This window comes from Aliinostoc maniaoense (assembly GCF_058172895.1).
On the sequence record NZ_CP187952.1, the window covers coordinates 998,478 to 1,017,889 of the forward strand.

Here is a 19,412-nt window from a genome sequence, read left to right on the forward strand (position 1 = left end):
TAGATGTTAGCCCAGGAAAAATCTGTAAATCCAACTTAATCTATGACCATACAAATTAGTATCGAACTACCAAATGATGTGTTTTCTGCACTCCGCAGTAATCCAGAAAATTTTGTAAAGGAAATGCGTTTAGCGGCTGCTGTCAAATGGTATGAAGTTGGTACGATTTCTCAATCTAAAGCTGCTGAAATTGCTGGAGTGAGTCGCCATCAGTTTCTAGAAGCATTGCATCGTTATAATGTTTCACCTTTTCAAGTAACTCCTGAAGAATTAGCGGAGGAGTTGGAACGTCACGAAATAATTACTAATTCGTAATTCGTAATTATGGGTACAAGCCTAGGCTGTTGACTCTGTACCTTTTTTGGGATTTTGTCCATGCAAAAAATGTGCGTAGTTACGATGGCTGAAACTGTGTTTTGAGAAGGCTTTGAGGCACAAATTAAACATCGCGTACAAAATTACTAAAAACCGCCCAAATTTTAACAAAGTCAACAGCCTAGTACAAGCCCCCGACTTCACTAGTGGTATTGTTCAGGAAATCTGCGTTGCACCATCTTATGGCTCTATCATTTAATTCTTGGGCGCAGTTCGAAGGCTAAGTCTGCGCGGTAAAAACAGACATCAAACTCGGCAAAAAAATTCATGTGTCCAAGTATCAGGGGTGCTTCCCTCGATTCTGTCCAAGCAAATGCAAGCAAAACAGGGGAAAAATCAGCAACTGTAGCTGAGAGAATTAATCCTCGTGCTGGCGAACGAGCGAGATTTCCCGTTAACTGAACTGGGACTGTTTGCTCTTCCCAGACTGCTCCCAATTGCAAGCCTAATTCGTAAGGCAAAACATTCACGCTTGCACCTGTGTCTAGCAAAGCCATAGCTTCTAGAGGGTGGTTTTTGTAAGTCAAAGTCAATGGCAAATAGGGCATAGTGCTAGAAACACCAGGGGTATTACTTCGCTCTATGAAGGGAAATCTTCTACCCTCAAGCATTGTTTTCTTCCTTGTGTGCGGTAAGCATATCAGATAATGTTTGGGCGGCTTCATGGGCATCATAGGGAGACCAGACAACAGCTTCTGTCGATGCTAGTTGCTCTAATAGGAGGTTTTCCGGTTCTTGATGATGAGTTGATTCGAGATTACATCCTTCTTCTTTTGCTACCTCTAACAAGAGAAAATGGATGAGGCGTAGTTTGTCTTGGTGAGATAGCTGGCTGACAGCAGGTATTAAGTGATTGAGAGACATATTGCCACTGATTAAAAGTTCGATGATTTTTCTATGATAATAGCAACTATCAATACTTTGACTTTGCTTACCGCAGATATCACTGCATCAAGTATCAATCAAATTTGCGATCGCATAATTTGCCTTATCATGTTTATTGTTTCCTTTTTTGATATTTTACATTGCCAATATGCTCAAATTCTTATAAGTCCTCTGGTTTTAATCCTGTTTTTTTAGCGATACGAGCGAGCATTTTTGAGCCAATTTCATCACTATCCCGAAACCCAAATACATAGTCATCCCAACCTTCTCTTTCTAAGATTTTATGCGACCCTGTTTGTCTTTTAACGATCCATCCAATTTTTTCTAGTGCAGCTAACACTTGTCTAGCTTTTGTTGATGACCACTGACTCATATCACCATCCTTTATGCTGCAATAAAGGTGAGACTGGTTAAACCTAAGCTAATTTCCCCGTGTTCTAGTTTGTCAGCAATCACTCGCAGAGCTAAAGCCTGCACATTAGATATGGCTTGTTGTTGAGTCGCAGCATAAACCATTACACCTGGTATTTCTATAATCTCTGCAATCCAACGACCGTCATCTTCTTGTTCAACTTCAATAGTTAAGTGAGTAGATATCGGACTTTGCATTATATCAACTCCGTTTTTTTATTCATAACAATGTTCATACTCAGATAAATGCTAAACCATTTTAGCTTGGCGATCGCTCTTTGCGAACCAAACACAGGAAAAGAAATATTCGTATTTTTTCAAAAGTGTTGCTCTACTTTGACAAAGAGCAAAGGCAAGATTCAGTATATTGATTATAGGGTTTGCTCATAGAACCAAGACCATGATTTTGATTCAGCCACAATATCCTTATCATCCATGACATCATAAATATCCATGAATCCCGCTAACTCATCATTAACAAACTGCTTACCTTCCTCAGAAATTCTTACTTCATCTTTATCCTGGTCATAGATTGTATAACCTAGTCCATAAAGTTTCAACAAATACCGTTTTTTAAACAAATCATCAGTCAGACCTGCTAATGATGTTATTCTTCCCTTAACCCTACTTAATAATTCCTCGCTGCTAATACTTTTATTGACTGATTCTAATTCTGCTAAAACTTCATAGAAACAAAAATCTACATCACTTTTAAGGAATGGAATAACATTAAAATAACCGTCTTTATTAGGTCTTAAATCTATCCCTGTAGGAGTATAAATTTCTTTTTTATATTCATTTCTCTGTGAAATTAGATAATGTTTTGTAGAAGTACCAGTTAATCTCGCCATTGTCATCAAAGCAAGATTGATGGTATTTGTACCTCCAGTTAGATTACACCAAATTTCTTTTCCTTGGCTTCTTTGTGGGCTAAATCTTCTGGCTACTAACATTGTTTTCTCATAACAATCTCTAAAATTGTCAATCTCAACTTGACACCAGTATAATTTTCGTCCTACATCTTTATCAGCAGTTTTCCACACTTTACTGAGTATCTTTTCAATTTCATCCCTAACTTGTCCAGGATATTGGCAACCATGATAGTCGTAAGCCTTGAAATTTCTATGAATAACTTCTTCACTTGTAAAAAATACAATTGCCTCAATTTTTCCAGGTTGTGACTCTTGATGGTTAATTCCTCCTGACTTTGAAAACATTCTTTCAATTTCAGTATTGGATTTATTATTTTTTCTTTTCTCTAAACAGTTTTCAATATAATCTACAGCGCAAGTGATAGCTCCAACGGCTCCGCCAACTCCCATAAAGTGAAAAATTCCCATGATTTTAACTCTCTTACTTATTTATGAAATCATAACATTACATGAATATTTCAAGGACAAGTGCAATAGTAAGTCCTAGTTACAGATTTATCAAAAATCATGTATTACTATTGACATCAGGGAACAAATAGGGTGAAAATAAAGTTCAAATATATAAAAACAATCAACTTTATTTAACTCTCACCAGGGAAAAATTAGGGCGATATAAAATCAAAATCTTCAGTCAATTGCATAGTAAAAACTTTGGCAAACACAGCTTAATCTTCACGGATAGGCATAGCGAAACCACCACATACAACGTCACCTAATACGTCGTAAGATACGAAGTCTAGGTCTGTGTAAGCACCGTTTTCTTCCAAGAAGTTAATAGCGGTGATAATACCACGACCAGCGCAACCTACACCGGGTTCTGGACCACCAGATTCTACGCACTTAACACCACGGAAACCGGTCAGCATTACTTCTTCGAGTTCGAGGTCTTCTACTGCACCGCGTTCAGCAGCCAAGTGTAATACGGTGGTTTGAGCTTTGGAGTGGAGCATCAAACGGGTAGAGTCAGCTTTAGGGTCGCATCCTACGATCATGATGCGTTGACCCATTTCTGCCATAGCTGCAAGGGTGTTTTGGGAGGTGGTAGATTTACCGATACCACCTTTACCGTAGAAAGCTATCTGTCTAATGTTTTCGTCAGTCATTGTTCTCTTTTCCTGCTAGTGTTGGTTAGTTGGTCGGTCTTTGTGTTTGGATCTCACGCCTGTTGAGCTATGGCTGTGAGGTTTGGTAGAACGTCGCCGAAGGGGGGCGATCGCTCTACGGAAACCAAGCTAGAATTTGTACTCATGATCGTTCGTTATGTAGTTGTGAAAGTTCTTTTGAGAGTCAACTAGACTGCTTCTACTACTAGAGTGGGGCTGACGCGATCGCGTAATCTTGATTCAACTGCTATCTTTAATGTGGCTGTAGAGCTGGCACAAGAACCACACGCGCCTTGCAGCACTACTTTGACAATGTCGCCGTCTAGGTCGTAGAGTTCTACATCTCCGCCGTCGGCTATCAAGACGGGTCTAACTTCTTCATCTAATACTTTTTGGATGAGGGCAATCTTTTGAACGTTGGTTAAAGGTCGTTTTTGCCCAAAATTAGGTATTTTTTCCGCAGGGTTTACGCCATTTGTGTTGAGATTCGTTACGGCGTTCTTTTCCTTTACATCTTTAATGATATCATCAATCTTAGCTAAACAAGAACCGCATCCGCCACCAGCTTTGATGTAATTTGTTACTTGTTCCGCACTGATAAGGTTATTTTCGGTCACGACGCGACGAACTTTGTTTTCACTGATACCAAAGCAAGTGCAAACTAAAGCCCCTTCATCATCGTCATCATGGGCAGCGAGAGGAATGCCACGATAGTTATAGATGGCAGCTTCTAGAGCTTCTTGCCCCATCACAGAGCAGTGCATTTTGGCTTCTGGCAAGCCACCGAGGTAATTAGCAATGTCTTTATTTGTTACTTTCAGAGCTTCATCTAAGGTCAGACCCTTAATCATTTCGGTTAAGGCACTTGAAGAAGCGATCGCACTGGTGCAGCCAAAAGTTTGGAAGCGAGAGTCCAGAATCTTATCAGTTGCGACTTCAACTTTGATGTGCAATCTCAGCGCATCACCGCAAGCAATACTCCCTACTTCACCGGTGGCAACCTTCACGCCAGGTTCGCCGTTTTCTTCGATAACCCCCTGATTCTTGGGATCATAGAACAGTTCTAATACTTTATCTGTGTAGTCCCACATATTTAGTTCCGAGTGCTGAGTTTTGAGTTGTGAGTGGGCATTGGGCATTGGGCATTGGGCATCGGGCATCGGGCATTGGTAATTATTTCTATTCCCTATGCCCCATTCCCCATTCCCTATTCCCCATTCCCTAATTAACGATGAGCCAATGTTTCTTCTTGTGCTTGCAGCCAACCCGCTTCGTCATTTTTGAAGGGCGAGAGAGCGCGGAGGCGTTCGACAATTTCGGGCATGACTTCGATGACGCGATCGATTTGAGCTTCCGTAGTGTAGCGGCAAAGACTGAAGCGAATCGAACCGTGGAGGGTGGTGTATGGTAAACCCATTGCCCGGAGGACGTGGGACGGTTCAAGTGACCCAGAGGTACAAGCCGAACCAGACGAGGCACAGATGCCATGTTTGTTGAGTAAGAGCAGGATGGCTTCACCTTCGATGTATTTAAATCCGATGTTAGTGGTATTAGGCAATCTCTGCGTAATATCACCATTAACTTCACACTCAGGAATTTTAGCAAGTAAAGTTTGTTCTAGGCGATCGCGCAGCCTTGTTTCTTTCTTAATCGCTGTTTCTATGTGCAGTAATTCCAATTCTGCTGCTTTCCCTAAGCCGACGATGCCCGCTACGTTCTCTGTACCTGCGCGTCGGCCTCTTTCTTGGTGTCCACCAATCAACAAGGGACGAAATCTCACGCCACGGCGCACATATAACGCACCAATACCTTTAGGAGCGTGAATTTTGTGACCAGACATAGTTAACATATCTATGGTGCTGGTCTTCATGTTCAGAGGTATCTTACCTACTGCTTGTACTGCGTCTACATGGAAAATCGCGCCCTTTTCCTTCACCCGCATCCCAATCTGCTCAATGGGGAATACAGTTCCGGTTTCGTTGTTGGCATACATAATCGTCACCAGGGCGGTGTTACCTGTCAACGAGGCTTCTAGTTCATCTAAATCCAATTGCCCCTGACGATTTACAGACAGATATGTAACACTATAGCCTTGGGTTTCTAATTGTTTGCAGACATTGAGGACTGCGGGGTGTTCAACTTGGGTGGTGATGATGTGGCGTTTTTCCGGTTGGGCTAACAAGGCGGCGCGAATAGCAGCATTATCGCCTTCAGTTCCACAACTTGTAAACACAATTTCTGATTCATCAGCACCCAATAGGGCTGCAACTTGTTCTCTACCTTTTCTCACAGCCTTGGCCAGTTGCCCGCCGAAGGTGTGCATACTAGATGGATTACCGTAATATTCAGTCAGGTAGGGCATAATAGCCTCTACAACTGCTGGGTCTACCTTAGTGGTAGCATTGTTATCCAAATAAATAACACTCATGTTTATACCCCTAAGATTTCACCCTGATGCTTTTGTAATTGTTCGGAATATTTCTGTGAATAGAAGTATTCGCTATCAAATATAATGAGGGTTGTGTCTATGGGTTGTTATGGAAGTTTGGGGTTACGCCAGAGTTAGCAGTGAGGAGCAGCAAGCAGATAAAGGTGCGTTGCGTAAGCAAATCGAACGTTTGCAGAATGCTGGCTGTGCAAAGGTATATTGGGATATTCAATCACGAACAACAGAAGTCAGGGAAGGGCTACAACAATTAATTAATGATTTGCAGACATCTCCAACAGGTAAAGTAAAATCATTGCAATTCACTCGGATTGACCGGATTGGCTCATCATCGCGGTTGTTTTATTCATTATTAGAGGTATTACGATCTAAAGGGATTAAATTAATCGCTCTAGATCAAGGAGTTGATCCTGATAGTCTAGGCGGAGAATTAACAATTGATATGTTACTTGCTGCTGCCAAATTTGAGGTCAGAATGGTGACAGAGAGATTGAAAAGTGAACGTCGTCATCGGGTAACTCAAGGAAAAAGTCACAGAGTTGCGCCATTAGGATACCGTATCGATAAAGATAAATATGTGCGCGATGAATCACCGTGTGTTTGTTTGCTAGAAGGACGTAAAGAATTAACTGTATCTGATGTAGCTCGGTATATTTTTAAAACTTTTTTTGAGTGCGGTTCAGTTGCGGCAACGGTGCGTAAACTACACTCAGATTTTGGTATAGAAACAAAAGCTTTAAATTGGAATAAGCTGGAAAAATCTGCACAAATTGTTAGTGATGACGACTTAGATAAAATTGTCTTTACACCAAATAAAACTAATCATCCCTTGCGTTATCCGTGGTCTGGTTTAAGATGGTCAATACCAGGTTTAAAAGCATTATTAGTAAACCCTGTTTACGCTGGGGGATTGCCTTTTGATACTTATGTGAAATCAAAGGGAAAACGCAAAAATTTTGACGAATGGAAGGTGAAATGGGGAACTCATGACGATGAGGCAATTATTACCTATGACGAACACGAACGCATAAAACAAATTATCAGAGGTAATCGCAACAACCGATGGAATGCTAGAGAAGATAGCGAAGTAAATCCATTTGCTAATTTACTTAAATGCGATCATTGTGGTGGCTCAATGACACGCCACGCCAAACGAGTAGATAAAAATGGGCAAGCTATTTATTATTATCAGTGTCGTTTGTATAAAGCTGGTAATTGTAATAATAAAAATATGATTTCCTCAAAAATATTAGATATCCAATTAATGGATTTATTAGCACAAGAAGCCGAACGATTAGCAAACTTGGTAGAAACAGATGAGCAACCCATTATAGAAGAACCCCCAGAAGTCAAAACTCTGCGCGCATCGCTGAATAATTTGGAAACATTACCACCAAGTTCAGCCATTGAACAAATCAAAAATGACCTTAAAGAACAAATTGCGATCGCACTCGGAGCAACCAATAATATCGCTAAACAATCTCTGATTGCTAAGGAAAGAATTATCCAGGCTTTTGCTCATAAAAGCTACTGGCAAGGACTCAATGCCCAAGATAAACGAGCAATACTCAATGGTTGCATTAAAAAAATACGCGTAGATGGAAATTTTGTTACAGCCATTGAGTATCGTTACTAGTCAATGTTGCGATCGCGCTTTTACATACTCCAGAAGAAAAAAGTGATAAATTAGTATGGCGAGAGATTTATTTCATGACATTGTGAGAGCAGCCCTGGAAAAAGACGGATGGACAATTACAGACGACCCGTTAAGTATTCGTTGCGGTGGGGTAGATGTGCAAATTGATTTAGGTGCAGAACGCCTCATTGCCGCAGAAAAAGCTGGGGAGAAAATAGCAGTTGAAATTAAAAGTTTCGCCAGTGCCTCAAAGATATCAGAATTTCATACAGCCTTGGGGCAATTTATCAACTATCGCATTGCCCTACGGACAGAAGACCCAGAACGAATTTTATATTTGGCAGTCCCTTCAGTAACTTATAACGATTTTTTTAGCTTGCCCTTTACTCAAACAGTCGTGCAGGAAACCAAAATTCTACTGCTGATTTACAACATTGAAACGGAGGAAATAGTGCAATGGCTAAATTAGATGAATATCGACTAAAAGTGCAGCAACTTTTAGAGAAATATGCACAGTACAAACCTAGTTATGGCGATGTAGAAATCGAGCTAATATTTGATACAGAACGTGACCATTACCAAATTATCAGCATCGGTTGGAATCAACAAAAACGGGTTTATGGGCCTATAATGCACCTGGACATCAAAAATGGAAAAATCTGGATTCAGCAAAATACTACTGAAGTAGATATTGCTGCGGAATTGTTAGAAATGGGTGTGATTAAAGAGGATATTGTTATTGGATTCCATACACCAAAAATGCGTCAACTGACTAGTTTTTCTGTAGGATAAAAGATCAGAATCTCTCACAACTGCTGTTTTAGTTTCAACTGTCTGCTGAAGAGGGAGTTTATCAGTCATCAGATTTAGGGTGTGTTAATGCGAGAAAGCATAATTACACCAAAAGAGAAAAGAGCGATACCTACGGTAAGCTACGCTAACGCCTACACCAGCAGAACCTATTCGCTAGAATCAAGACAAACTGGAAAAATCTTGTATGGTAGCCATTCCCCAACAACCGCAAAAAATGACCATTGAGGAATATCTCGCATGGGAACCCCTGCAAGACCTTCGCTACGAATACGTTAACGGCGAAGTTTTTGCAATGACAGGTGGTACAATTCCTCACAATGATATTGCACTTAACTTATACACAGCCTTACGCCCTCATTTACGTGCTAGAGGTTGTCGAGTCAATGTGTCAGACGTGAAAGTGCAAGTTACGCCTCAAAGTCCTTACTATTACCCTGATGTTATCGTCAGTTGCGACCCTCAAGACCTCAATGCGCGCAGATTTATTCAAAACCCCAAAATAATTGCCGAAGTTCTCTCCCCTGCTACAAGCGGTAAAGATAGGGGCGAAAAATTCACCAATTACCTGAAAATACCTTCTTTACAAGAATATTTACTGATAGATTCAGAAACCATCTCCGTAGAACGCTACTGTCGGGGAGAGGGCAGAATGTGGCTTTACTACCCCTACACAGAGGGAGATATGATTACTCTATCTAGCATCGAATTTGAATTTGCGATCGCACTACTATACGAAGGGGTTGTCTTGGGAGGAGAAGCAGAATAGCGGTTGAAAATGCTGGATGAAAAAATGACTTCAAAATCAAATTGCGATCTCGTAGAGTACCTAGCTTTTTCAGATAAATTAATGGTGAATGACAACAAATTGATTAACCAAGAATTTTCTTAATTAAAATATAGTTATCCCTATGAGCAGGGTGAAAATTGATTTTCAAATATTCTAGTGAGTGCCAGAATGCTTTAAAAAAGAATTTTTCCTTATTAAAGAAGAACTCTAGCATTTCCCACCAAACTTTAACATCTAACAGCTTTTTATCTTGGTGCAGCATAGTCAGTAACCCAAAATTCACAAAACTGAGAATAAAACTATAAGCTAAGAGCATACCGATTAAGCGAATTAAGTAATTCTTACTTACGGTTTGAAACACATCATAAGCAACTGTTTTATGCTCAATTTCCTCAGCAGAATGCCATTCAAAAAGCTCTTTTAATGTAGGATCTGCATCTGCAAATAATTCTTCTTTTAAAGTTAGTTCTGCTATAACATTAGTAAAATGCTCAACTCCGGCAATCATTGCTAACTTGAATGTATTATTCAAGCGTTTTTCGCAAACATTAAAAAGAATGAACCGCAAGCAATTAAGATAAGTGTCAAACTTATAACCTTGTTGCCAAAGATTGTGCCAAAATTTCTCATGTTGGAGAGCGTGTTGGGCTTCCTGACCGACAAATGCTAAAGCTTCCTCTTTTAAGTGAGGATTTTCAATCTGCTTGATTTGTCGTTTAATAGTCCGTAGCATAAATTGCTCACCATCAGGAAATAGTAATGTAATACTATTAAAAAAATGGGTTTTGAAGGGACTATTAGCGTACCAATACCTGTCAATATGCTCAGGAAACTTAAAGTTTTGTTGCCTGATAATGATGGGAGGCATAATTTTAATACTCCATTAATAGTTTCTATTTTTAGAGAGCGATCGCCACCAAATCTTCGAGCTTACGATCAAGCATTTGCGCCACTTTTAATATTTCTGGATTCTGTAATTGACCTAACAATGATGATGGTTTGTCATAAGTAACATAAGTCTTGCCATCAACATTTTCGTAGACAAATAGCCGCAAGGGAACATAAAGTCCCACCGTTGGATCTTGCTCAAACATTTGGTTAGCGATGAGCGGATTACCAATGATATAAAGCTTCGATTTATTACGTTTACCAGATGCAGATGTCAGCAAGCCACCTAATTCAAAATCTACCAAGCTAGTAAAACCACTTTTTCCCACCATTGACTCAACTGCACTTTGAACTTGCTCAAAAGATTTATTTGTATCTAATCTTTTCAGTTGTCTGAGGAGTTGATTATCAGCTGGAGTTGCCATTGCTTCAATCACGCTTGTCACTTCCTCAAATGTCTTTTCAGAAACAGCAACAACACGGGTGACTGTAAAGCTCATATTGAGCATGGAGTTAATAGTTGTCATTCCTTACCCTGAGATTTTATTAATTACGTATAATGTGAATTGAGTCATGAAAATTTGGGTCAAATTCGGTTAGTTTCATCATTACATTGCTATTGTCAGGCGATACATTGCCATTGTTAGGCGATACATTAACAATGCCGATGAAGCAAATTGTGTGCATACCGTAAATTTATGCAAAGCGAAGACAAAGCATAGTTTTGACCAAAGAAAAAAGGATACAAGCCAGAACTACAAGATAAATCATCATCCAGACTTACTATTATTCACATCAGGCATTAATTGGAAGTTTCGTTATGTTCACTGATGAGCAAAAGCTTTAGTTTCAAGTTGTTTGAGTATATCTTCAGCTTTTGCAGGTGAGAGTCGATGAGCAAAGTAAAGAGCTTTTGCAGGCCCAATTCGGATTTCATATTTATTGGCGCGTAAACCTCTGATGAGAGCTTCAGCTACCTCAGTTGGTGACACCTTATCGGCATTGATTTCCTCAATAGCTTCAGTATCAACAAAAGGCGGCATGACTTCAAATACCTTGACTTTTTTCGGCTCTAGCTGTTGTCGCAGAGAACGGGAGAATGAATGCAAAGCAGCTTTTGTTGCCGCATAAATTCCTAGATTTCCAGAAGGTACAAGGGCAACTATCGATGAAATGTTAACGATCGCAGATTCTTTGCTGTTTAAAAGTAATGGTAAAGCAGCTTTTGTAACGCGTAATGTTCCCAACAGATTAGTTGCAATCTCTTGCTCACCATTGATCAAGGCATCTTGATCATCAATAAAATCATAAAATTTGATGATACCAGCATTGTTCACCAGTAAATTTAAGTCCCCAAATTGGGACTTAATGGCAGAGAACATCTCACTGACTTGATTAGGTTGAGTAATATCGCACAAAAAAGTGTGTATTTTTGGGTAAGTTTGACTAACTTGTGCTAATTTTTGTTGATTGCGTCCACAGATGATGACTTGATTGTTTAAGTCTAATAAAGCTTTAGCGATCGCCAAGCCAATACCTGAGCTACCACCAGTAATTAAAACTGTGTTGCCGTTAATTTTCATAGTCCTATTCACATTAGTTTACTGTTGACGCATCAGAAACTCCCGGATTGCTTGGTCTTCAGTCAGACCAATAGCACGAGCATAAGCCGTCTGAGCTTCAGATTGCCGTTCTAAACGCTTGAGTAAGTAAGCTTTAATCGCCCAGTATGGTTGATAGTTTCTGACAGATTCCATCGGGATAAATTCCAAGAGTGTTAACCCTTTCTCAAAGCCTTTCGCCTCTGCAATTGCCGCCGCACGACTCACTAATGCTCCCAAAGTGGGTGCAATCTGAATTAATCCTTCATATAACAGTGCCAAAGCTTCCCAATCAGTGCATCCAGTCACTAACCTTTGGGCATGGATAGACTGAATTGCCGCTTCTAGTTGAAAACGTCCTAATTTGTGAAATTGAGCCGCTTGAGCCAATTCCCGCTCTGCTTCAGCAATCATTGGCTGTGACCACAGTGCCGTGTCTTGCTCCGACAACGGCACATAATCACCGTTTGGAGTGCGACGCGCGTTGCGTCGAGCCTCACAATGCAGCATCAAAGCCAACAAACCCCGAACTTCTGGTTCTTCTGGCATCAGTTGCACGCACAGACGCGCCAACCATATAGCTTCTTCTGCTAACCCTTGATGTCGGGGATCACCTCCTGTAAGGTTATCCCAACCATTAGTGTAAGCGGCATAAATTGCTTCTAAAACTGCTTCTAATCGAGTTGATAACTCTCCCGCCTCCGGTAACTCAAAGGCAATGCCGGCATCTCTAATTTTTGCCTTAGCACGTACAAGACGTTGGCTCATAGTTGCAGGTGCAACCAGAAAAGCAGAAGCAATTTCAGATCCATTCAAACCCAGTACAGTTTGCAACATTAAGGGTGTGTGAATGCTCGGATCAATCGCAGGGTGAGCGCAAATAAACAGCAGTTTCAGGCGTTCATCTGGGAACACATCTGCTATTTCCAGGGGGGGGTCGGTTTGCGTCTCAATTCCCGTCAATTTCAGAGCATTAATCACCCTATCTTTAACTTGAGTCCGACGTGCATCATCAATGAGCCGATTTTTTGCTGCTACCAACAACCACGCTTCGGGATTTTTTGGGACTCCGGCTTCTGGCCAAGTTTTTAAAGCCGCCAGGAACGCATCGCCGAGAGCATCCTCCGCCGCCGCCACATCCCGCGATCGCGCTGCTAAATAAGCAACCAAACGTCCATAAGAGTTGCGTGCCGCTAATTCTGCTACTCGACGTGCGTCTATCACCATAATTTATCCCTGTGGTGCGGTTTTCTGCCAAGCAGGTAACTGCTCAATCTTAGCGTACCAAGCTTGGATATGAGGATAGTTTTCTAAGGGGAAACCTGCTAGGGCAGCATAAGTTAAATCACTTGCAACCGCAAAATCTGCTAATGTCAAAGTGTTGTTAACTAAATATTCGCACTCCGCCAAATGGTTGTTTAACACCGTTGCTTCCTTGTGGAAGGCTTTGGTAGCACGTTCTACAACTTCAGGATCGGGATCACCTTTTTGTGTGAGTTGTTTAACAAAATTTTCGTATTGCAAAGGTTGACACGCCGGAGTCCAGTGAGCTAACTGCCAACTTTGCCAGCGCATGATCTCTGCACGACTTTTGACATCCTCAGGCCAAAGAGAATTGGGAACTTGGCTAGCTAAGTATTGCATAATAGCTGTTGATTCCCAAATCGACCAGTCTCCATCCTGTAATACTGGAGTCCGGTTGGTAGGATTCAACTGCATATATTCTGGTGTATACTGTTCGCCTTGCTGCACATCAACAAATCGCAGGTCGATAGGCAGTTCTAAATGAAGAGCCACAGCATGAGCTTTGCGAGTATTGGGAGAGGGGGGGAAATAATAAAGCTTCATACTCTTGACTTATTCCTCAGCTGTGGACATTAAAGGACGAACTTCAACACAACATTTACTAGCAGCTGGACAACGTGCTGCCCAATCCATCGCTAAATCTAAATTCGGCACATCAACAATAAATAAACCACCGAGTTGTTCTTTAGTGTCTGCGTAGGGGCCATCTTGCACTTTTCTTTGTCCGTCACGTAAACGGATAGTTGTGCCAGTGTGTGATGGGTGTAATTCTGCTCCACCTGCAATCACGCCAGCAGCCATCAAAGCTTGAGAATAGGCATTATAAGCAGCCTTAGCGGTATCACGGTTAGCAAAATCTTGTTCTGTTTCGTAAACCAGAATTGCGTACTTCATATTGGTACATTCGTCATTAATGGGAGTGAAGCACAATGTATTTTATGCTTTCTATATCTATAACGATTGAGCAAGAGCGATTTCGACACAGGCATGAGTAAAAATCAAAAATTTTTTTGGCGTTGTCTCAATGCCTTGATTTTAAGGGTTTTGAGACTGTCCCATCTCTTGTATAAGGAGGTGGACAAAATGCCCACCTCACAAGCTTGATCGTTAAATTCAGCAAATCTTTTTTCTGCATCCTAGCAGCGATCGCTGTTTTTACTCCCACGCCGAGTCCCAAAACCCCAGCCTAATGCCAAAAACAACATAGTTCCTAACACACTACTGGGTTCAGGCACTCCTACCGCCACATCATCTACAAAAACATCGTAAACTGCAAATTCAGGCTCAGGGTCAAAGATGGTAGGTATGGGATTGTTAGTGACTAAGAGTGAACGAGCTTTGTTATTAAAGGCAATATTCGATGGATTTCTCCAAAGTAAGGGATTTTCCGGGTCATTCGGTCTAATAGCAGGGCCAGAAAAACGATTAATTTCTGTGCCATCAGGAGACAGAATTGAAATTTGGTTGCCTTTACCCAGCACTACATAAAGATTCCCTGACTTGCCAAATTCAATCCCTGCTGGAGCTTCATTGACTCCATACTCAAAAAAGATAGACATATCGCTGCTACTGGGAGCATCAACCAGGGGTAAGGTGTAGATAAATCCCTTACCCAAGAGATCCAAGGTTGATGCTATGTACATATATTTGCCTGTAGGATCAACTCGGATGCCATTCGCACCAAAGCCATCAAAGCGACTGTCCTGATACCAAATCTCTGGAGTGCCGCCACCTGGTGCAACTCGCCAAATTGTAGATTGAAAGGAGTCAGTCATATACAGATTGCCTTTGGCATCAAAGACAATATCATTAATTAGTGGTGGCAGTTCTACCCCATTGGGAGAACAAGGAGTTGCCGCCGCCACACTAGAGCAAATGGGTATATCTGGTAATGCAGTCGCATAAATTTCTTGTACAGGGTTAGATTGAGTGACATCAAATCTAACAATCCCCTGTTGAATGTCACTTACATAGAGGCGATTTTTTTTATCGAAAACAATACCTGCGATCGCCTGGGGTAAGTTAGGATTCTGACCAGTAATATCATATTGCCGCACCAACGCCCCGGAGTTTAAATCGTACTCTAAAACACTCGGTTGGACGAACAAATTCGACTGGGCAGGCCCGGAAATAAACACGCGATCGCCCAATAAGGCAACGTCTTCAGGATAACCAGGTTCATCAGGTAGTTCAGCAAATACACGAGAGTCCCCCAACATCCGAGCAGCTTGAGCCGCTTGGGGGACACTAATCATCAGCGCAGTTAATAAGGCAATAGACCAGTGATGGATTTTCACGTCATTATCCTGTTCAATATCAAATCATCAATTAAGCAATATCTTCAGCAATAACCTTTTCTAAGCAACGTTCTGCCAAAGCTGCGATCGTTAAGGAGGGATTTGTACATCCAGTTGAACCAGGCATGAGTGCGCCATCAACTACATACAAGCCCCGATAACCCATGACGCGGCCATACAAATCACAAGCTTTACCTAATACTGCTCCCCCTAATGGATGGAAGGTAGGAAATCTATCTAAAACTGCACCGCCAATTCTAGTCTTATTGGGATAATAACTGCCTAGCATAGTGTTGGTTTGTGTCTTACCAAAGGCCAAAGCATTCTTGCGATCAATCGTTCGATAAGAAAATTGTGTGGCTTTTAACAGTCGGGGATCTCCCACAACCTGAGTATCAGGCCAAGTCAGCTTCACTGCACCTCTGATGGCATCGTAATGGAATCTTCCTTTGACAGAGGGTAAACCTATACCCACAAATGCCAACAGTCCATCAGGCGCATTCCAAACTGAAAGCAATTCTATAGAGAGCGGCCCAAAAGGATTATTAAAGTCTTGAATTACTGCCGTAGCAGGCCCCCCTAAATTGGTGTTGGTAGGTAAGGGAAAACCTCCACGAATTGAAAAGGTATCTCCGTTAGTCCCCCAATCTAGACCAATGTAGTTATTCAATCTAGCTAGTGTGCCTGTAGCTTTAGCTTTCACTAATAGCTTAGAAGTTCCCATTGAACCAGCAGCTAAAAATAAATATTTACAGACGATTGTTTTCGTCGCTACCACTGCGCCAGATTCATCAATCTGCTGACAAACAACTCGATAGCCATGTCCTGGCACTTCTCCTATTTCTGTAGCTATGTGCAGAGGTAAAATCTCTACACGCCCAGTTTGCTCGGCTTGAACTAAGTAGTTGCGATCGAGACTCTTTTTCGCACCACTATTAATCCCATACCAGTCCTCGCCAATAATTGTGGCCGGAATTTTAGTGCCATTAATTTCTTGACGAACTACGTCCCAATCTACGGCAATGTCTAGCAATTTACCAGGCACTCCAGCATTAGCGGCTTGTTGGAGAAACAGACGAGTTGATAAATAGTATTTGGTAGCTAAAATATCTGGGGGAATTGGCCCTGGTTTGATGATGGAAAGAACGCGGGGATAATAAACATTATCCATTTGTTCATAATCAATTTCTTTGGGAAACACCCGATAGAATAGCTCTTTTGGCGGTTGGTAGGTGACACCGTTGTAAACTAAAGAACCACCACCAACACCTGCACCAGAATAAACGGAAATTCCTGTTTCATCTTGACGTTCTAAAACCCCTGGATATACGTCTATAGGAACTTCGTCAAAAATTAATGTCTTAGGACTGAGCCATGTGGAACGCCCATCAGGCTGACGATAGGTAGCAAAAGTATTTTGTGCAGAGGTGATAGGCCAACGACGACCTCGTTCTAACACTAATGTATTGATCCCAGCTTGCCCTAAACGCAAAGCTGCTACAGCACCACCAAAGCCGCTACCAATGACTAAAGCTTCTACAGTTTCTTCTTGAGCATTTACCCAGCGATCGCTAACTAATGAAGTGATTAAAGCTGTAGAAAATAGGGCAGTACTTTGGATAAACCGCCGACGACTGTAAAACTCGTTCTTGACCATAATTTTAGATGATTAAGCCATCATTTGGACTCTAGATAACTCCCATAGTTGCATTGCCAAAATTCTCAAATGACTTTTGCATATTTGTGGGATTGTCTCTTTTATTTTTGAGGTAGGCTGTTCGGCCTACCTCGTCATGATCAGCCAATATTGAAATTGAAGCGTTGACAACGGAACTGTTGTCTAATTAACCCACTTTACGGACTGACTTAGATTTACGCTTCCACAGAGAAACTGCACCTGTAGCACCAAATACTATCACGCCAGATACAACAGAAGGTTCAGGTACTTGTCGAGAACCTGCTGCAATGATCTGCAACACGTAATCAGCACGATTGTCTTGTTGGAGTATATAGTCATCAAATACTATGTCTCCAAATTGGTCGTAAGCAATACTAGAGACTAATCCAAACTTACCAGACGCTTGGGCATAGGTCTGAGGATAATCAGCAGGAGTAGGTGGGATATTTGATAAATCTGGTACTGCAATGATGCCTGGTTCTTTAAATATCTCCTCAAATCCAGGAGGATTCCAAAGTACTTTCAATTTGGCATCTGTATCAGTGGGGTTTAAAACTCCATGAGTGCGATATCTGGGAGTATAAATTAATGTTCCAGCCGGTGCATCATAAGCGTGCAGAATGTCTTTAGGCGCATTCACTCCTGGGATCAGACTAACGTCATCATAAATATTTTCTCCCAAAAAGATTCGTAGAGTCCCTTCTTCAACATATAACCATTCGTCGTCATCTTGATGGATATGTGGGAATGCACCTTTTCCTGGCGGAACAATAGTTTCTCTCAATGTGTATTGGCCGTTAGTAGTTTCGCCTCTTTTCACAAAGGTAAACGGTTGTCCATCAAAGAATAAATAGGATGGTGCGTCTGGATCTGGTGTGATTTCAGGAAAGACAAAAGCTTCTGCTTTGGGGCCGATAGCTAAAGTCAATAGTAAAGAGCTAATTACGCCAATTCCAAATAATTTCATGTTCAATTCTCCTTGACATCTAAAGTTTGTGGTGGATTAAATCTCAAAATTTCCGTCTAGTCCCGGAAGCATCTAACTTCTATGGGATTAAGCTACCTTGTCCATAGATTTAGATTTACGTTTGCGTATGGATATTGCACCCGTCACACCAAACACTAAAATTCCTCCTACTAAAGTAGGTTCAGGAATTTCTGTTACGTCATCAGACAACAAAGCTAGCAACTCATCACCATGATTGTCTGGAAACGCAAAATTATGCTCTACAACAATCTCTCCGAATTGCTCGAAAGAGGCACTACCAACCAGTCCATAGTTAACTGCTTCTCCAGCAAATCTATACAGAGTCTGGGGATCGTAAGGTGGCAGATTTGACAGATCCCCAACGGATTGAGCTACTTCTGCAATTAGATTCTCAAATCCGGCGGGATCAGTAATTAACAAGACTTTGCCTGTTGTAGTTCCTATATTTCTAATTCCGTGAATATAGTTCTTTCTGCCAAAAAATAATGTTCCAGCAGGAGCATCAAAAGCATAGAGAGTATCTTTAGGTGCATTCACTCCAGGAATTTGATTAGGATCAGGATAGAAACTATCTCCTACTACTAACTGCATATTCCCTGCTGCAATATACAACCACTCGTTTTCTTCATGGTGAATGTGTGGAGGAGAAGCACCTCCTGGTGGGACTATAGTTTCCATGAGTGCATACTTTCCTCCGGTGGTTTCACCTCTTTTCAAAAAGGTAATCGGCCCATTGGGGAGGAATAGATAAGATGGTGCATCTGGATCTGGTTTGACATTGGGAAATTTAAACGCTTCTGCTCTAGCACTCATCACTACAGTCAGTAATAACGAGCTAATTAATCCCACTTTCAAGAATTTCATCAAATAATCTCCTGTGTTTGTGTTGCAGGTATTTGGTTGCATTGCACTGTACTTGTTACCATCTTGGTTATATGGTTCTCAGAAACACTGCATCAGATGAGACGGATTTTCATAAATCCACTTAATTAAAAATCTCGAATTTTCGTTATGTAAACGATTGTTTTCTGCGTCAGGAGCTTACCAATTCATAGCTGATCACAGCAATCTCATGCTTTTGGTATTTCAACTAGTGATTTTTCTGAATGTGACCTTTGTTGCTGCTAATTATTGAATGCAAATCTTTGTTTTGATGTTTTAAATTCAAGAAATTTTGATTGAATAAAAAATCAGCAAAATCATGATTGCTTCTCTCAAAGATTTTCATTTCTTGAACATAAACCCTTTAAAAGAGCCAGATGTTTCT

General features: G+C 41.1%; 22 protein-coding genes and 1 pseudogene. 5 read left to right on the top strand and 18 right to left on the bottom strand.

Translation table 11 applies throughout. From position 1 onward, the window contains the following. Positions 1–42: 42 nt before the first annotated feature. Positions 43–315, top strand: a complete 273-nt coding sequence (locus tag ACPZ3T_RS04495; protein ID WP_490273804.1) for a UPF0175 family protein — start codon at positions 43–45, stop codon at positions 313–315. A 251-nt stretch (positions 316–566) separates the two neighbouring features. Here the strand turns inward: ACPZ3T_RS04495 and ACPZ3T_RS04500 are convergent, their stop codons facing one another. From ACPZ3T_RS04500 to nifS, 8 genes and pseudogenes are all read right to left on the bottom strand, one after another. Continuing rightward, complete coding sequence (locus ACPZ3T_RS04500; protein WP_490273806.1) at positions 567–986, bottom strand: pepsin/retropepsin-like aspartic protease family protein; 420 nt, start codon at positions 984–986, stop codon at positions 567–569. Continuing rightward, positions 979–1,239: a hypothetical protein gene (locus ACPZ3T_RS04505; RefSeq protein ID WP_103135377.1), complete on the bottom strand. Its 261-nt coding sequence runs from the start codon at positions 1,237–1,239 to the stop codon at positions 979–981. The genes ACPZ3T_RS04500 and ACPZ3T_RS04505 overlap by 8 nt, the downstream gene beginning before the upstream one ends. Before the next feature lie 181 nt (positions 1,240–1,420). Further along, complete coding sequence (locus ACPZ3T_RS04510; protein WP_490273808.1) at positions 1,421–1,633, bottom strand: type II toxin-antitoxin system HicA family toxin; 213 nt, start codon at positions 1,631–1,633, stop codon at positions 1,421–1,423. An 11-nt stretch (positions 1,634–1,644) separates the two neighbouring features. Continuing rightward, the gene (locus ACPZ3T_RS04515) at positions 1,645–1,869 is read right to left on the bottom strand and encodes a type II toxin-antitoxin system HicB family antitoxin (RefSeq protein WP_015137578.1); all 225 of its coding nucleotides are present in this window, start codon (positions 1,867–1,869) and stop codon (positions 1,645–1,647) included. A 173-nt stretch (positions 1,870–2,042) separates the two neighbouring features. Further along, positions 2,043–3,011, bottom strand: a complete 969-nt coding sequence (locus tag ACPZ3T_RS04520) for a hypothetical protein (protein WP_490273811.1) — start codon at positions 3,009–3,011, stop codon at positions 2,043–2,045. A gap of 263 nt (positions 3,012–3,274) precedes the next feature. Continuing rightward, positions 3,275–3,706, bottom strand: a pseudogene (locus ACPZ3T_RS04525) (AAA family ATPase); the annotation flags it as partial. A gap of 188 nt (positions 3,707–3,894) precedes the next feature. Continuing rightward, positions 3,895–4,797, bottom strand: coding sequence for a Fe-S cluster assembly protein NifU (nifU, locus tag ACPZ3T_RS04530; protein ID WP_490277118.1), 903 nt, complete (start codon positions 4,795–4,797; stop codon positions 3,895–3,897). Positions 4,798–4,931: 134 nt separating this feature from the next. Beyond that, positions 4,932–6,134 (bottom strand): cysteine desulfurase NifS, encoded by a 1,203-nt coding sequence (nifS, locus tag ACPZ3T_RS04535; RefSeq protein WP_490273813.1) that lies wholly within the window; start codon positions 6,132–6,134, stop codon positions 4,932–4,934. 109 nt (positions 6,135–6,243) lie between these two features. Here nifS and xisF point away from each other — a divergent pair, with 109 nt between their 5' ends. The 4 genes from xisF to ACPZ3T_RS04555 all read left to right on the top strand — a co-directional run bounded on the left by xisF (position 6,244) and on the right by ACPZ3T_RS04555 (position 9,367). Then, positions 6,244–7,788 (top strand): fdxN element excision recombinase XisF, encoded by a 1,545-nt coding sequence (gene xisF, locus ACPZ3T_RS04540; RefSeq protein ID WP_490273815.1) that lies wholly within the window; start codon positions 6,244–6,246, stop codon positions 7,786–7,788. Between the two features lie 55 nt (positions 7,789–7,843). Next, positions 7,844–8,257, top strand: a complete 414-nt coding sequence (locus ACPZ3T_RS04545; RefSeq protein WP_490273817.1) for a XisH family protein — start codon at positions 7,844–7,846, stop codon at positions 8,255–8,257. Then, entirely contained in the window at positions 8,245–8,580 is a 336-nt protein-coding gene (locus ACPZ3T_RS04550; protein ID WP_490273819.1) for a XisI protein, read from the top strand. Before ACPZ3T_RS04545 ends, ACPZ3T_RS04550 begins: the two co-directional genes overlap by 13 nt. Before the next feature lie 205 nt (positions 8,581–8,785). Beyond that, a complete protein-coding gene (locus tag ACPZ3T_RS04555) occupies positions 8,786–9,367 on the top strand; it encodes a Uma2 family endonuclease (RefSeq protein WP_490273821.1) in 582 nt (193 codons plus the stop codon). 103 nt (positions 9,368–9,470) lie between these two features. Here ACPZ3T_RS04555 and ACPZ3T_RS04560 read toward each other — a convergent pair whose 3' ends face one another. The 10 genes from ACPZ3T_RS04560 to ACPZ3T_RS04605 form a co-directional block, all read right to left on the bottom strand. Beyond that, positions 9,471–10,256 carry a metal-dependent hydrolase gene (locus ACPZ3T_RS04560; RefSeq protein WP_490273823.1) on the bottom strand — a complete coding sequence of 262 codons (786 nt, stop codon included), beginning with the start codon at positions 10,254–10,256 and terminating at the stop codon, positions 9,471–9,473. A gap of 31 nt (positions 10,257–10,287) precedes the next feature. Next, complete coding sequence (locus tag ACPZ3T_RS04565) at positions 10,288–10,803, bottom strand: DUF302 domain-containing protein (protein ID WP_490273825.1); 516 nt, start codon at positions 10,801–10,803, stop codon at positions 10,288–10,290. A gap of 297 nt (positions 10,804–11,100) precedes the next feature. After that, on the bottom strand, positions 11,101–11,859 hold the full coding sequence (locus tag ACPZ3T_RS04570) for an SDR family oxidoreductase (RefSeq protein ID WP_490273827.1): 759 nt from the start codon (positions 11,857–11,859) through the stop codon (positions 11,101–11,103). Positions 11,860–11,877: 18 nt separating this feature from the next. Then, positions 11,878–13,104 carry an RNA polymerase sigma factor gene (locus ACPZ3T_RS04575; protein ID WP_490273829.1) on the bottom strand — a complete coding sequence of 409 codons (1,227 nt, stop codon included), beginning with the start codon at positions 13,102–13,104 and terminating at the stop codon, positions 11,878–11,880. 3 nt (positions 13,105–13,107) lie between these two features. Next, positions 13,108–13,725, bottom strand: coding sequence for a glutathione S-transferase family protein (locus ACPZ3T_RS04580; RefSeq protein WP_490273831.1), 618 nt, complete (start codon positions 13,723–13,725; stop codon positions 13,108–13,110). 9 nt (positions 13,726–13,734) lie between these two features. Then, a complete protein-coding gene (locus ACPZ3T_RS04585; protein ID WP_490273833.1) occupies positions 13,735–14,076 on the bottom strand; it encodes a YciI family protein in 342 nt (113 codons plus the stop codon). Positions 14,077–14,318: 242 nt separating this feature from the next. Continuing rightward, positions 14,319–15,479, bottom strand: a complete 1,161-nt coding sequence (locus ACPZ3T_RS04590) for an SMP-30/gluconolactonase/LRE family protein (protein WP_490273835.1) — start codon at positions 15,477–15,479, stop codon at positions 14,319–14,321. A gap of 31 nt (positions 15,480–15,510) precedes the next feature. Continuing rightward, positions 15,511–17,136: a GMC oxidoreductase gene (locus tag ACPZ3T_RS04595; RefSeq protein WP_490273837.1), complete on the bottom strand. Its 1,626-nt coding sequence runs from the start codon at positions 17,134–17,136 to the stop codon at positions 15,511–15,513. 187 nt (positions 17,137–17,323) lie between these two features. Continuing rightward, the gene (locus ACPZ3T_RS04600; RefSeq protein WP_490273839.1) at positions 17,324–18,124 is read right to left on the bottom strand and encodes a cupin domain-containing protein; all 801 of its coding nucleotides are present in this window, start codon (positions 18,122–18,124) and stop codon (positions 17,324–17,326) included. A gap of 87 nt (positions 18,125–18,211) precedes the next feature. Continuing rightward, positions 18,212–19,009: a cupin domain-containing protein gene (locus tag ACPZ3T_RS04605; RefSeq protein ID WP_490273841.1), complete on the bottom strand. Its 798-nt coding sequence runs from the start codon at positions 19,007–19,009 to the stop codon at positions 18,212–18,214. Positions 19,010–19,412 lie beyond the last annotated feature (403 nt).